This is a genomic window from Sinomicrobium pectinilyticum (assembly GCF_003725735.1).
Lineage (GTDB): Bacteria > Bacteroidota > Bacteroidia > Flavobacteriales > Flavobacteriaceae > Sinomicrobium > Sinomicrobium pectinilyticum.
Window position 1 is genome coordinate 15,373 of the sequence record NZ_RJTM01000029.1, and the last position, 15,113, is coordinate 30,485.

At 45.8% G+C, this 15,113-nt stretch carries 9 protein-coding genes; 1 reads left to right on the top strand and 8 read right to left on the bottom strand.

Annotated elements, in window-relative coordinates; genetic code table 11:
- Positions 1-157 precede the first annotated feature (157 nt).
- The 5 genes from secA to ED312_RS05460 form a co-directional block, all read right to left on the bottom strand.
- Positions 158-3,523 (bottom strand): preprotein translocase subunit SecA, encoded by a 3,366-nt coding sequence (secA, locus tag ED312_RS05435; protein ID WP_123214997.1) that lies wholly within the window; start codon positions 3,521-3,523, stop codon positions 158-160.
- Positions 3,524-3,790: 267 nt separating this feature from the next.
- Positions 3,791-4,012 carry a DUF2795 domain-containing protein gene (locus tag ED312_RS05440; protein ID WP_112373142.1) on the bottom strand — a complete coding sequence of 74 codons (222 nt, stop codon included), beginning with the start codon at positions 4,010-4,012 and terminating at the stop codon, positions 3,791-3,793.
- A 256-nt stretch (positions 4,013-4,268) separates the two neighbouring features.
- Entirely contained in the window at positions 4,269-4,847 is a 579-nt protein-coding gene (locus tag ED312_RS05450; RefSeq protein WP_123214999.1) for a cob(I)yrinic acid a,c-diamide adenosyltransferase, read from the bottom strand.
- A 141-nt stretch (positions 4,848-4,988) separates the two neighbouring features.
- Positions 4,989-5,195, bottom strand: a complete 207-nt coding sequence (locus tag ED312_RS05455; protein ID WP_123215000.1) for a hypothetical protein — start codon at positions 5,193-5,195, stop codon at positions 4,989-4,991.
- 25 nt (positions 5,196-5,220) lie between these two features.
- Positions 5,221-6,492 (bottom strand): Gfo/Idh/MocA family protein, encoded by a 1,272-nt coding sequence (locus ED312_RS05460; protein ID WP_123215001.1) that lies wholly within the window; start codon positions 6,490-6,492, stop codon positions 5,221-5,223.
- A gap of 806 nt (positions 6,493-7,298) precedes the next feature.
- Here ED312_RS05460 and ED312_RS05470 point away from each other — a divergent pair.
- Complete coding sequence (locus tag ED312_RS05470) at positions 7,299-9,872, top strand: zinc-dependent metalloprotease (RefSeq protein ID WP_123215003.1); 2,574 nt, start codon at positions 7,299-7,301, stop codon at positions 9,870-9,872.
- Positions 9,873-10,249: 377 nt separating this feature from the next.
- Here the strand turns inward: ED312_RS05470 and ED312_RS05475 are convergent, their stop codons facing one another.
- The 3 genes from ED312_RS05475 to ED312_RS05485 form a co-directional block, all read right to left on the bottom strand.
- Positions 10,250-11,665: a TolC family protein gene (locus ED312_RS05475; protein ID WP_123215004.1), complete on the bottom strand. Its 1,416-nt coding sequence runs from the start codon at positions 11,663-11,665 to the stop codon at positions 10,250-10,252.
- A 47-nt stretch (positions 11,666-11,712) separates the two neighbouring features.
- Positions 11,713-12,381, bottom strand: coding sequence for an ABC transporter ATP-binding protein (locus ED312_RS05480; RefSeq protein ID WP_123215005.1), 669 nt, complete (start codon positions 12,379-12,381; stop codon positions 11,713-11,715).
- 156 nt (positions 12,382-12,537) lie between these two features.
- Complete coding sequence (locus tag ED312_RS05485; RefSeq protein ID WP_123215006.1) at positions 12,538-14,949, bottom strand: ABC transporter permease; 2,412 nt, start codon at positions 14,947-14,949, stop codon at positions 12,538-12,540.
- Positions 14,950-15,113: the final 164 nt, after the last annotated feature.

The following is a 15,113-nucleotide window of genomic DNA, read 5'->3' on the forward strand; positions in this document are numbered from 1 at the left end:
AATTTTATGGGGGCATCCCGGTAACGGCACACAGGATATCTCGTTTTGGTTTTAAGGACAACACCTTTAATGGTTGCTGGCATGGAAAACATAAAACAGCCCGGTATGATCCTCCATACCGGGCTGTTTGTTAAATGATTTTTAATAGTGAAGGAGGCTATTCCTCTTCGGCAATCACCCATTCTCCTTTTTTCAGAAGGGGTTCGGCCTGTTTGAATTTCATGGTCTGGCTTTCGCCGCTCATGACATTCTTGATGGTCACCTTGTCATTCCTGCCGATTTTCGGCTTGTCTCTCACTACGGTTTCGATAGTCTGTTGTTGACGCGGCTGGGCCTGCTGTCCTGCCCGGCGGTGTCTTTCTGCTATTTCATCGCTGTTCAGTACCTCTTCTTTGGAAGTCCGGTAATCTTCCTTGGTTTTTGTTTCCCGTGCTTCGTGTATGTTGGAACTGTCTTGCGCGGGGAGCTCTCCCTTGAACAGGAAGGTTATCACTTCCTTGTTTACATTCTCGATCATGTTCTTGAAGAGTTCAAAAGCTTCGAATTTGTAGATAAGCAGCGGGTCTTTTTGTTCGTGTACGGCAAGCTGTACCGACTGTTTCAGCTCATCCATTTTGCGAAGATGCGTCTTCCAGGAATCGTCTATGATAGCCAGGGAGATATTCTTTTCAAAATCAGCGATAAGTTTTTTACCGTTACTTTCGTAGGCATCCTTCAGGTTGGTCACTACATTAAGTGTTTTGGTACCGTCTGTAAAAGGAACTACGATGCGTTCGAACTTGTCCCCCTGGTTTTCGTAGACGTTCTTGATAACCGGGAAAGCAGTTGCTGCGTTGCGTTCTATCTTATCGTTATAGTGCTTATATGCGGTTTTATAGATATTGGAAGTTATTTCCTGAACGGTCATCTTGTTGAAATCCTCTTCGGAGATCGGGGAAACCAGTGAGAAATACTTGATAAGCTCAAATTCGAAATTCTTAAAATCACCGGCCGCTTTATTCGTTTCCGTAATTACTTCGCAGGTATCGAATATCATATTGGCGATGTCTACCTTAAGGCGCTGGCCTTGCAGGGCGTGTCTGCGCCTTTTGTAGACGACCTCTCTTTGTGCGTTCATTACGTCATCGTATTCCAGGAGGCGCTTCCGTATGCCGAAGTTGTTCTCTTCAACTTTTTTCTGTGCTCTCTCAATAGATTTGGTCATCATGGAGTGTTGTATCACTTCTCCTTCCTTGAGCCCCATTCTGTCCATCATTTTGGCCACGCGATCCGACCCGAAGAGACGCATCAGGTTATCTTCTAAAGAAACATAGAACTGGGAACTTCCGGGGTCTCCCTGACGTCCGGAACGACCTCGGAGCTGTCTGTCTACCCTTCTGGAGTCATGGCGCTCCGTACCGATGATGGCCAGACCTCCGGCCTTTTTCACTTCATCAGTGAGTTTGATATCCGTACCACGACCGGCCATATTGGTGGCTATGGTCACTACGCCGGGGTTCCCTGCTTCGGCCACGATATCCGCTTCTTTCTTGTGGAGTTTGGCGTTGAGTACGTTATGAGGTACTTTCCGGAGTTTCAGCATTTTGCTGAGCAGCTCGGATATTTCTACGGATGTGGTACCTATCAAAACCGGTCTTCCCGCCTGGGAAAGCTCGGTAACTTCTTCGATAACCGCGTTGTATTTCTCTCTTTTGGTCTTGTATATGAGATCTTGTTTGTCATCGCGGGCAATAGGCCTGTTGGTGGGTATTTCTACCACGTCCAGTTTATAGATTTCCCAGAATTCCCCGGCTTCCGTAACTGCCGTACCGGTCATACCGGCAAGCTTGCGGTACATACGGAAGTAGTTTTGCAGGGTTACCGTGGCAAATGTCTGTGTAGCGTCTTCGATCTTCACATTCTCCTTGGCTTCGATGGCCTGGTGAAGTCCGTCGGAATAACGCCGTCCGTCCATAATACGGCCGGTCTGCTCGTCCACGATCATTACCTTGTTGTCTATGACCACATATTCCGTGTCTTTTTCAAACAGGGTATATGCCTTCAGCAACTGGTTCATGGTGTGGATGCGTTCACTCTTTACACCGAATTCCCTGAAGAGTTTTTCTTTCAGTTCGGCTTCTTCCTCTACCGGGAGGTTTTGTTTTTCTATTTTGGCTATTTCCGTTCCTATATCGGGCATGACAAAGAAGTCCGGATCGGTATCTCCGGAGAGGTATTCCACTCCTTTATCGGTGAGTTCTATCTGGTTGTTCTTTTCGTCGATGACAAAAAGCAGTGTTTCGTCTACCTTGGGCATTTCCCGGTTGTTGTCCTGCATATAATGGTTCTCGGTCTTTTGCAGGAGCTGTTTTACACCTTCTTCACTAAGGAATTTAATAAGGGCCTTATTTTTCGGGAGCCCTCTGTGTACGCGGAGCAAAAGGAAACCTCCTTCTTTGGTGTTGCCTTCGGCAATGAGTTTTTTTGCTTCCGCCAGTACGCCGGTCAGGTATTGACGTTGTCTCTGTACGAGGTCTGAGACCACGGGTTTCAGTTCGTTGAACTCGTGCCTGTCGCCCTGAGGTACAGGCCCTGAAATGATAAGCGGTGTACGGGCATCATCCACGAGAACGGAATCGACCTCATCGACAATGGCAAAATTGTGCGGGCGTTGTACGAGGTCGTTCGGTGTGTGGGCCATATTGTCCCGTAAGTAATCAAAGCCGAATTCGTTATTGGTACCGTATGTAATATCGGCGTTATACGCTTTTCTTCGTCCGTCGGAATTTGGCTGGTAATTGTCTATACAGGCTACGGAAAGTCCGTGGAATTCAAATAAAGGTCCCATCCAGGCGCTATCCCTTTTTGCGAGGTAGTCGTTAACCGTTACCAGGTGTACCCCGTTGCCGGTAAGGGCGTTGAGGTAAACGGGCAGTGTAGCTACAAGGGTTTTACCTTCACCGGTCTGCATCTCCGCTATTTTACCCTGGTGCAATGCAACACCCCCTATGAGCTGTACGTCGTAGTGTACCATGTCCCAGGTGACCTCTTTACCGGCAGCATCCCAGGAATTCTTCCATACGGCCTTATCGCCTTCTATGGTAACATGGTCTTTGGTGGCAGATAATTCCCGGTCGAAGGGACTTGCAGTTACGGTAATGGTCTCGTTGGCGGCAAATCGTTTTGCGGTTTCTTTGACCACGGCGAATGCTTCGGGAAGTATTTCGTCGAGAGTGGCTTCGGTAGCCTTGTAAGCCTCGTCGTTGAGTTTGTCGATCTCGGCATAGATATCTTCTTTACGGTCTATGTCATCCGAGGAATCGGCTTCGCTTTGCAATTGTGTTATTTTTTCATCAAAAGAAGCTCTGGCTTCTTGCAGGCGGGATTTGAAGTCCGCCGTTTTAGCCCGCAGTTCGTCGTGAGATAGCGATGATAACTGCTGTTCCAGTGATTTGATCCTATCCACCAATGGCTGTATCTCTTTGATATCCTTCTTCGCTTTATCTCCTACAAAAACTTTGAGAACAGAATTCAGTAAACTCATAATGGTTTTATTTTTAATTTTAAAACAGGGAGGTCCATGATGTGTTTTCTCCCGTTGAGGTGCATTGTTATCACGGCTTTACCGGTCCTTTCAATTACCTTTTACAAAGCTAATGAAAAAAAACAGTGCCCCGGTGAATTGATATGCAGGGATTTAAAGGTGTTTGACCATAGGTCCTTTCACCTTCTGTGTTACCTGTTTTTACAGCGCTTATAAAAAGAGCAAAAAAAAAGCCTCTTGAGAGACTTTTAGTTTGTTGTTATTGTGTTAATATTCATCTTCGTTCCAGAGGTAATCTTCCTCTGTCGGATAGTCCGGCCATATTTCTTCTATAGACTCATAGATCTCACCCTCGTCCTCCATGGCTTGCAGGTTTTCCACTACCTCCAGCGGCGCTCCGGTCCTGATAGCATAGTCGATCAATTCGTCTTTTGTAGCCGGCCAAGGTGCATCACTCAGATAGGATGCAAGTTCTAATGTCCAATACATGAGCTATTCGGTTTTTATTTTTTGCAAAAATAAATTTTTAAACTAAAAAGTCAAGTTAAAACTATTTTATTTACGCATTAATTTTAAGAACGTAATGAAACACGGGTTTTATTGTCTAATAAGTAATAAAAAGCCACTCTGTTTACGAGATCGGCAAGTTTTTTTGCATCGTGCCGATTCTGCCTTCCCGGGAGGGCCTTTGTATGCCCGTTTTCAGCATATTGTGTTTCAGATCTTTGTCCGGAATAAACATTCCCTATTCGGAATTTCCTTTTTTCGGAATCCATTTAATTTCCTCGACTTTCAGCGAGAAGGACAACTTTCGTGCCAACACAAAGAGATAATCCGAAAGGCGATTGAGATAGGGAAGAACAGTGTCTTCAAACGGCTCGTTATCATATAGTTGAGTGGCCAGTCTTTCGGCCCTCCGGCACACACACCGGGCTATATGACAATATGACACGGTAGTGTGACCTCCCGGAAGGACAAAATGTGTCATAGGGGGGAGTTCTTCGTTCATATGGTCCATTTCCCTTTCGAGGACGGCGATATCTTCTTCGGAAACCCGCGGGATATCCAGACGTTGTTTTCCGCTTTTCAGGATGGCTTTCCCGGGATCGGTGGCGAGGATGGCTCCCAGGGTGAACAGCTTGTCCTGGATAGAGAGTAGTACCTCCCGTTGTGCACCTGTATCCTGGTCGCGTATCAGCCCTATCCAGGAATTAAGCTCGTCTACCGTGCCATAGGTTTCGATGCGGATATGATGTTTCGGTACCCGGGTGCCCCCAAAGAGAGCCGTGGTGCCTTTATCGCCGGTTTTGGTATATATCTTCATGTTCTTTGCTGTTAGTGTATGTTACAAAGATACACAGAGATTTAGGATTTACGGGAAGGGGAATACCGGAATTAAAAAGCGTACCTGCAAACGGGGAGATGTCCTTTCTTTTACAAATACGACAGTGTTTGTCAGGGAATTCTAGAGGGGCGGGGGTATTCCGGTTAATGTGACCTGCTCCGGAGTTTTTTGCTTTTCTGCTGTTGATAATATATCCGTTATCCGCGTCAGAATCTTCCCGGTTTGGTACGCCATATTGGCGAGACGGCATGGCAGGGTACTTTTTGCCCCTTCATCTACAGGTGATCTCTGTTGTTCTTCTTCGCGGATAACCAGGAAGAAATTCAATTTACGATCGTTTTATATTTTTTTGCTAACCTTCGTTGGTTTTTTTGTTCCGGTGGCTTCCTGCCGTTTTTTTATCCGCGTTGTCGGGAGAAAGGTTGTACTCCGGTTTCCACTGCCTGATATCGCCATTGTATATGGAGGTATTGGCCAATGCTACACAAATGGCTGTAGTACCCCCGGTGTATACATTGGAATCGGGAAGGGTATTTTCGGAAATAGCCTTGTAAAAATCCTCAAAGGCATAATAGCTTCCGTCTTTCAGTTTCGAATCTGCCAGTTGTATCCCTTTTTTATCATCATTCCAGGTGAGTTTGGTAGCACCGCTTACCCCGTCAACTTCTTCCAGTTCTTTCCTGGTTTCCGGTTCCGGATAAAAAATGCCATCATTGACGAGAAGTGACACCATTCCCCTGGAGCCCTTGATGCGGAAAGAGTAGCCATCGTGCTGGTTGGAGCACGTAGCGCCAAAGTTACCTATCATCCCTTCCTTTTCATAACGGATATTTACCTGTACGTTGTCATAGGTTTCACGACCATCTTTAAAACGGTCTATACCTCCCGTACCATAAATGGTGGTGGGCAGGCAGTCAAAGGCCCAGTGTATGAAATCCATCTGATGGGAGAGGAGTTCGGCCGGCAATCCGCCGGAATATTCCCTGTACATCCGCCAGTTGATCTTTCTTTCCAGTTTGGGATCGGGAACCGGCCTTCGCCAGTTCCAGTTACGGTCCCACCGGGCATCTATCTGGGTTACTTTTCCGAGATAGCCCTCCTGTATCATGTTGCGTACTTTGTAGTAAAGAGGAGAGTAACGGTACTGGTGACCTATCTGGAGTGTTTGCCGGGGATGATCTTTGGCAATACGTGCCAGGCTTATCGCCTGATCGGTAGTGAAAGCCATAGCTTTTTCGAGCAGTACGTGCTTTCCTGCTTCGAGTGCATTCCTGGCAATTTCGTAATGGGTATTCAGCGGAGTGGCAATGATCACTGCATCTATATGCTTATTATTCAGTAATTCGCGGTGATCCCTGTACAACCTGACCTTATTTGTATCTGCCATTTCCCGGGCGCGGTTCAGACGCATATCCAGCGGGTCACAGAGGGCGGTCACTTCAAATTTTCCGGGGAAGTCCCGGAGAACATTAAACAGGCCGCTGCCACGATCGCCAAAGCCAATAATGCCTATCCGGTATACCCGGTCGTTTTCAATATGGGTCATGCCCGGCAGGACAGCTCCCGAAAATAGAAGAGCTCCTGTGCCCAGGGTACTGTTTTTAATAAAATTTCGTCTGTTCAAAGCTTTAATAATATTTTTCGGAATCGATTGCATTCAAATAGCATCGAATAAATGAAATCCGCATAAAAGTAAATATTTTTTTGTAAAGAAGGAAAATGTAGCCGGTGTTTATTGTTAAGAGCTTGTTTAAACTAATTCCAATTGGTTGCAAAATGATCTTTTCACCCCATATTTCGTCTTTTTCTTGCTCCATAGTTATGGCTATGCAGCGCAAAAAGGCCTTCATCTGGGGCAAAAATCTCTATTTTTCGCGGCAATCAAATCAATTTAAACAAGCTCTAAATGAGTTCAATAACAAAAATGCCCCGCTTTTGTTATTTTCTGAATTTATTGAGGTACCGGCCACCGGAAACCCCCTGAAACATTCGGATCTGAAAGCATGTACAGAAAAAACAGGATTTTAGCACCGCAAGGAGAGATAGCGTTAATTTTCTTTTAAAGGTGAGGTATACCCGGGGCTGCTAATTGGTTGTCCGTTATTTTTTTCTTAGCTTTATTGGAAAATTATTTTTTACCGCTTTATTTGTGTATATTCTACGGGGACATTAGGATCTGAACTGATGTGTAGCTGTGATTCCGGAACGATTACCCGGCAATGATATTCTTATAATCACCGGCAAACTTTGTTTTCAGATCAGGGAAAACATGTTTAGATCACCGTTGGACATGCTTATTTACAATAATGGGCAAAAAAGGTATTATCCTCCATGGAGGCATAAAGGGATAGCTTTATCCCGGACCAGAAATCAAAGGTATACAGCACCTACTGACCGCAAATCCTAATCAAAAAAATAAAAAAGAAGACTATGAAAAAGCATTTGATCGGATTTTTAGGGCTCTTGTGTCTTACCAGTTCTTGTGGTGTTTTAGGTAAAAAGGGGAGTACTGGTGTTACTTCCGGAAATACGTATACCCATACGGAGGCAAAACCTTATGACAAGATCATATCCAAAGAAGCGGTCAGCAGCAAAGGACTGGTAGATGTTCACCTGGTAGAAGACAAGTATTATTTTGAAATCCCGGACAGTTTGCTGCAAAGAGAGATGCTCGTAGTGAGCAGGTTTATTAAAACCCCGGCGGGCGCAACCACTTATGGAGGGGAAGAGATAGGAGAAAAGACCATCTGGTTTGAAAAAGGACCTTCCAATAAAATATTTCTGCGTATACAAACCCTGGTCAGTGTAGCCAGTGAAGAAGATGCCATTTCCAGAGCGGTTACCAGCTCCAATACCACCCCTATCCTCGAAGCCTTTGATATTAAAGCCATAAATGAAAAAAATAATGCCTATGTCATTGATGTAACCGATTTTATAAATAGTGAGAACCCGTTGCTTAGTCTTACGGAAAAACAAAAAAAGAACTTTAACCTTACCACGCTGGAAAAAGACAAATCTTTTATCCGGGCCATAAACACCTATCCTATAAATACCGAAATAAAAACGGTAAAGACATATAAGGCGAGAATATCGGAAGATAAGAACAAAAACCTTCCGGCCGCCATCCTTTCGGGAATGGTCACCGTAGAAATCAACAATTCTATAGTATTGCTTCCGAAAATTCCCATGAAAAAACGCTATTATGATCCCAGGGTAGGGTATTTTGCCAGTTCTTACTGGGAATACGGGGACGACCAGCAACGGGCGGACCGCAATACGTATATTCACCGGTGGAGGCTTGAACCGAAGGAAGAAGATATTGCTAAATGGGAACGGGGAGAACCGGCAGAACCCAAAAAACCGATTGTGTTTTATATAGACCCCGCCACACCCGCTAAATGGCGGCCTTACCTTATTCAGGGAATTAACGACTGGCAACAGGCATTTGAACAGGCAGGGTTTAAAAATGCCATTATCGGGAAAGAATGGCCCGTGGATAATGATAGTATGAGCCTGGAAGATGCGAGGTTTTCCGTACTCCGCTATTTCGCTTCACCGGCCAAAAATGCTTACGGTCCCAATATTGTGGACCCCCGCAGCGGAGAGATCTTGGAAAGCCATATCGGCTGGTATCATAATGTTATGAATCTTCTGCACAACTGGTATATGGTACAGGCCGGGGCAGTTGACCCCCGTGCACGGAAAATGGAATTTGAAGAGGAGCTTATGGGGCAGCTTATACGCTTTGTCGCTTCACATGAGGTAGGCCATACCCTCGGACTGCGGCATAATATGGGGGCCAGCTATGCCACTCCGGTGGAAAAGTTACGGGACAGTGCCTGGCTGGAGAAACGCGGGCATACGAGTTCTATTATGGACTATGCCCGTTTCAATTATGTCGCCCAGCCGGAAGACAGTGTTTCGGTAAACGGGTTGATGCCAAGGATAGGGGATTATGACAAATGGGCCATCCGGTGGGGGTACTCTCTTTTCGAGGGGCATAAATCCGTTGGAGAAGAGAAGGAGATATTGAGCAAATGGGCCACGGACAGTATAGCGGCCAATCCCCGGCTGTGGTTTGGGGGGGAAGGCCGGAATTTCGATCCGAGGGCGCAGTCGGAAGACCTGGGGAACAATGCTATTATAGCGGGGTTTTACGGTATAAAAAACCTGCAGCGCATTGTTCCGCAGTTAATTCAGTGGACGAGTAAAAACGAAAGTGATGACTATGACAACCTGGAAGAAGTCTATGATGCGGTTTTAAGACAGTACAACAAATATATTTCCCATGCTCTTAAGAATATCGGTGGTCTGTATGTTACTCCCAAGACCGTAGGAGACGAAGGCGATGTATACAGGCCCGTTCCGAAAGAAATGCAAAAGGAGGCCCTGGCCTTTGTAGACACTTATGTGTTCCATGAGCCGTCCTGGTTGTTATACGGGGATATTCTCAATAAAATAGAGGCACCGCTGTCCAAAAAAGATCTATCCCAGACCATGGAGGGGGTGATGACCACATTATTGGGAGGCAGCAGGCTTAGCCGGATGGAATTTATTGCCGACAGGTACCAGTATGAAGAACCATATACTCCGGAAGAATTTGTGGAAGAAGTAGACAAACTCGTATGGAAAGAACTGGATTTCAATGCACCGGTAAATGCCTACCGGAGAAGCCTACAGAAAGCTTATGTGGCCAATATGCTTACCCTGTATAATCCGAAAAAACCGCAAGGAGGTTTTATCGATGCCCTCCTTGCCAAACTATCCGAAGGGAGGACTTTGCATACGGATGTAAGGGCCATAGCCCTGGATAACCTCATAACCCTGGAAAGCAGGCTGCGGGCCAGCATCCCCTTTACCCGGGATACCATGACCAGGATACACCTGCAGTTCCTCTATAAACAAATAGAAGATGCGATAGGCGAGGATAAATTCCCGAAAAAGATTTACTCGCCTCTGGACAATAAAATGTCGATACAACAGGACGATAAAGGAAACTTCTAGGCGTATTTTTTCTGCCCGGCCTTTGTATGTGATAAAAAGTGTTTTGATCCTGTTCCCCGGAAAATCACTTGTATCCCTGCCTGCTAAAAGGGAACGGAACTCCGGGGATTGTGATTCGGAACCGTTTTCCTTACTACATGTAACTCCTTCATATCGACGACATGCAATATCTTCATGTAAGCAATACGGAACACTTTGATATAGACGACATGAAGCCGAATGACAGGGCGGGTGAAGGTGTACAAAGGGCGGGTGGTTACCTTCCTCCGGTTATATATTTAGAACTATCCTGTAAGGTAACGGCATTCAGTCGAGATTTGCCCTGCAGATTACTATAACACCGACCGAATGACATTGCAAGGCATGGAGATAGTGCTCTATATCCCCCGGTAGTATTCCAGTACCCGTACCCTGAGCAGGTATTCGTATTTGGCATTGGCCAGTCCTATCCTGGCATTATCCATATTGTTTTTGCTTGTAATGTACTCTACGATATTGGAGACACCACTGTTAAACCGTACTTCATTGACGCGGAAAGATTCTTCATAAGCCTTCACCTGTCCGGTCAGAATATGATAACGGTCATAGGCAGACTGCATGTCCAGGTAGGCCTGTTCTATAGCCTGTGTGAGTTGCAGCGTGGTGTTTTCCAGGTCTACTCTGGATTCTTCCATTTTTATTTTTTCTAGGGCTACATTATTCCTGGCCCGGAACCCGTTAAAAAGAGGGATAGTTACGGACAGCCCTATGGCAGAGCTGAGGTTGTTGTTAAACTGGTCTTCATAACTAATAGCTTCACCCACGTGATGTGTCTCTTCCCGTAAAACCGGGTACTCCTGTCCGTTAACAGAAACAAAATCCCCGGTTTCTTCTACGGATGTGCCGGTTTCGTTCAAAAACTCGGCAGCACTGGAATAATTGGTATTTAGTTCCCCGAATATTGAAACCTGGGGGATGTAACCTGCCCGGGCTACTTTCACCCCGTTTTTGGCAGCATCCAGACGGAGTGCTTTTGCTTTGAAAGTGGCCAGGTTGGCCAGTGCGTCCGTGAGCACTTCTTCGGCAGACAGCGGATATTGTTGCAGGGTATCAGTAGCCTCTATTCCGGCAAATGCCATATTCGGGGTGCCTTCCGTATTGAGGAGTTGATAAAGGTTGAGAACGGAGGCTTTGAGGCTGTTTTCGGCCTGTATTGCCGTGGTCTTGTCGAGGGCAAGTTGTCCCTGCATATCCGTATAATCTGCCGGGTTCCCGGAACCTTCCTTATAGAGGGAGCCAAGTCTTTCCAGCTGTTTTCCGGTGGTTTCCATTCTCGCTCTGGCCTGTTTAAGAAGTTCCCTGTTGTTTAATATCTGCAGATAGGCGAGGGTAACGTCCAGTACCAGGTTCTGGCGTGCTTCCCGGACTTCCATTTCGGAAGCCTGGAGGTTGTACCGGTTCTGCCGGATGGTATTGAGCAGCCGGAAGCCGTTGAATACCGTAAAATTCAACTGGAGTCCCGCATTGGAAAAGGTCAGACGCTGGTCCAGATAACTATTGGTGTAAGGGTCTATACTCCGGCCATTGGTAACTCCCAGGTTATAACTGGCATTGGCATTGGGCAGGATATTGAACCTGGATTGCCGGTAATTTACCCTGGCGGTATTCGCTTTGAGATGTGAGCTCTTCAGGTCAAGGTTGTTCTGAAGGGCGGTTTCTATACAGTATTCCAGGGTTACGGGCCCGGTATTTTCCTGTCCGTAACCGGATAAGCATGCCATAAGACATAGTGCGCTAATATATTTGGCTGACATAATTCTTCTTTCTTTATGTTCTCCGGGAAAATGATTTGCCGGCGGTTTTACAGGCTGACTTTTCTGCCATCCAGCAGTTCGATGATCCTCGATCCGTAGGCAGCGTTTTTCTCGGAGTGGGTAACCTGGAGAATAGTCACCCCTTCTTCATTAAGCTGTTTGAAGAGCTCCATGATCTCTTCACCCTGTTTGGAATTGAGGTTCCCCGTTGGCTCATCGGCCAGGATGAGTTTGGGTTTGGAAATAAGTGCCCGGGCGATCCCGACCAGTTGCTGTTGTCCGCCGCTTAGTTGTTCCGGGAACAGGTCTTTTTTGCCTACAATATTAAACCTGTCCAGCATATCGGCTACCAACGCTTTGCGTTCGGCCGATTTGAATTTTTTATACAGGAGGGGTGTTTCTATGTTTTCATACACGGTGAGCTCATCGATGAGATGGTAGGCCTGGAATACAAAGCCGATATACTCTTTATATAGGTTTGCGCGGTGCTTTTCTTTCAGTTGATGAACGGATTCATCCATAAAATGATATTCTCCTTCATTAAAACCATCCAGCATTCCTATAACGTTGAGCAGCGTAGTTTTTCCCGATCCGGAAGGCCCCATGATGGAGATGAACTCTCCTTCTTTTACGGTGAGGTTAATGTCTTTTAGCAGGAAGGTCCTTTGCCCCCCGGCATTTACCCATTTAAAGATATTGTTAAGTTGTAGTAGCATTTTTTAGTTTTAATTATTAGTGTTACAGGTTTCAAAAGTACGAAGCGGGAAGCCCGAAACCCGAAGGGTGGAGTCTTGTAGTCTCTTTGTCTCCCAATCTCTCGATCTTGTAGTTCCCATTTTCAAATTATCAAATTGTCTCATTTTCAAATTAATTTATTCGGTCTTGAGTGATTTAACCGGATTTTCCAGTGCCGCCTTTATACTTTTGAAGCCGATTGTTATCATGGCAATGAGCATAGTAATAAGTGCTGCCAGGACAAACACCCACCAGGCCATTTCGGTGCGATAGGCGAAATCCCTCAGCCAGCGATCCATGAAATAATAACCAAGGGGAAAAGCGATGGTAAAGGACAGCAGTATGAGTTTTAAAAAATCTTTGGAAAGTAAGGTTACGATCTGCGGTACGTTGGACCCGAGTACTTTGCGTATACCGATTTCCTTTAATCTTTGTTCCGTGGTAAAGGTCACGAGACCGAACAGGCCCAGACAGGCTATAAATATGGTAAGTAGGGCGAATATACGGAGAATGTCGCCCATTTTTTGCTCTGCATGATAGGTTTCCCGGTAGGAATCGTCCAGGACAGTATAGGTAAATGGTTCCCCGGAATCAAATTTGTTCCAGGTGCCGCGGATACTTTCAATGAGCCCGGACATATCCGCAACAGTGGTTCGCAGAATGAGTCCGCCGTACGGATTGTTCCTTAATATAAGCGGATCTATCTGCTGATGTAAAGATTTGAAGTGAAAATCTTTAACGACCCCGATAACCGTAAGCTCTTCACCGCCGTTATCCGTATCTCTTACCAGGGTCTTTCCGATGGGATCATCTTTGAATCCCAGTACTTCCGTTGCCGTTTCGTTGATGATGATTTTGAGGGAATCTCTCCCGAAATCTTTCGAAAAGTTCCTTCCGGCAACCAGTTCCATACCCATGACGGGAAGATAATGCTCATCCACATCGTAATAAAACATACGTCTCTGATAATTTCCATTCAGAAAAATACCGGACATACTGTTGTTAGACGGACCGGCAGGCAGATAGGAGGATGTGGTTATATTTTTTACCCTCGGATCTTTCAGTATCTCATTTTTGAAGGCGGTTTGGTTATTTCCCAGCAGGTAGGCATCCCTTAATACCAGGATCTGTTCCCTTTCATAACCTATATTTTTATTTTGTATATACGACATTTGCCTTCCCACGACCAAGGTGGCAAAAATAAGTCCGGCCGATATGACAAACTGAAAAACTACCAGCCCGTTGCGCAGGGTTTTAGTGCCCTTACCCGTGAAAAACTTGTTCTTCAGCGCACTTACGGGTGCAAAGGAAGAAAGTACAAAGGCGGGATAAGCCCCGGCCGCAAGGCTTATACCAGCAATCATAAGGAACAGGAGAAGCCATACCCGGTATTGTAATAAAAAAGAGAGGTCGATCGCTTTTCCTGACAGGTCATTGAACAGGGGAAGGATGAGAATTACAACCAGGATCCCGATAACCGTGGCAATACAGGTTGCTATAAAGGACTCGGTGAGGAACTGGTATACCAGCTGTATTTTTTCGGAGCCGAGTACTTTGCGTATACCTACTTCTTTAGCCCTTTTGGCGGCGGTTGCCGTAGACAGGTTCATAAAATTGATGCAGGCAATACACAGCATAAAAATCCCGACAGCACCAAAAATGTAAATGTATTTGATATCGCCGCCCTGTTCCAGTTCGCTGGCACTGGCGAAATCCGAGTTCAGGTGTATTTCGGTAAGGGGTTGCAGAAACAACCCTATTTGATTGTCCTTGGTGAAATCGGCGAATGACATCCCGATCTCGTCTTTAAGCTGTGGCCCCATATGGCTTTCCACCACGGAAGGCAGTTTGTTTTCTACCGATCGGATATCGGTGCCTTTATTCAAAAGAAGATAGGTGAAGAAATCCGATTTGGTCCAGGAGGTCCCTTTAGCCGGTAAATATCCGAGCATAGAAGCGAACATGTCAAAATGAAAATGCGAGTTTTCCGGGACCTTGTCTATGATGGCGGTTACCCGGAAAGGCTCATGGTTTTCGCCCACAAGTAATTCCTTCCCTATGGGGTCCGTGTCACCAAAATATTTCCTGGCCTCATCACGTGTAAGTACAATACTGTTCGGCTCCCCGAGCGGGTTTACAGAGTTTCCCCGGACAACCGGGAGCGTGAAGATCTCAAAAAAATTAGGGTCTACATAGGCAAAGCGACTGTTCCGGTAAACGGTGTTCCCGTAGCTTATTTTCGGGGTGCCTACCCTTCGTATGCGTGTGGCATCGGCCACTTCGGGGAATTCCTCTTTTAAGGTTTGTGCCACAGGAGCCATGACTACAGCTTCCTTCATAACTTCTCCGCCGACCTTTCCCCTAAAAACCACCCGGGCTATGCGATCCGATTGTTCATTGAATTTGTCGTAACTCAGTTCGTCTGTGATAAAAAGGGTCAGGAGCAGGCAGGAGGTTATTCCTGTTGCGAGCCCCAGGATATTCAGTAAAAAGACCCCTTTGTTCTTCAGGATGTTCCGCCAGGCGATTTTAAAGTTATTTTTTATCATGAATCTTGGATTTCATTCTGTTTCCGGAAATTTAGCAAAGCATCTACTTTATTATAAGCTGAAATATACAGCAACCAGGCCAAAAAAATAAAGCCTTTATTATCAGTGTTTTGTATTAGTCCGGAATTTGAATACTGTCCGATATCGAACAACCGGTGTTCAGA

What these genes read in the sequence shown, in the direction of transcription:
- ED312_RS05480 (WP_123215005.1), bottom strand. Translation starts at nt 12,381, where the DNA reads ATGCTACTACAACTTAACAATATCTTTAAATGGGTAAATGCCGGGGGG.
- ED312_RS05485 (WP_123215006.1), bottom strand. Translation starts at nt 14,949, where the DNA reads ATGATAAAAAATAACTTTAAAATCGCCTGGCGGAACATCCTGAAGAAC.
- secA (WP_123214997.1), bottom strand. Translation starts at nt 3,523, where the DNA reads ATGAGTTTACTGAATTCTGTTCTCAAAGTTTTTGTAGGAGATAAAGCG.
- ED312_RS05475 (WP_123215004.1), bottom strand. Translation starts at nt 11,665, where the DNA reads ATGTCAGCCAAATATATTAGCGCACTATGTCTTATGGCATGCTTATCC.
- ED312_RS05450 (WP_123214999.1), bottom strand. Translation starts at nt 4,847, where the DNA reads ATGAAGATATATACCAAAACCGGCGATAAAGGCACCACGGCTCTCTTT.
- ED312_RS05470 (WP_123215003.1), top strand. Translation starts at nt 7,299, where the DNA reads ATGAAAAAGCATTTGATCGGATTTTTAGGGCTCTTGTGTCTTACCAGT.
- ED312_RS05440 (WP_112373142.1), bottom strand. Translation starts at nt 4,012, where the DNA reads ATGTATTGGACATTAGAACTTGCATCCTATCTGAGTGATGCACCTTGG.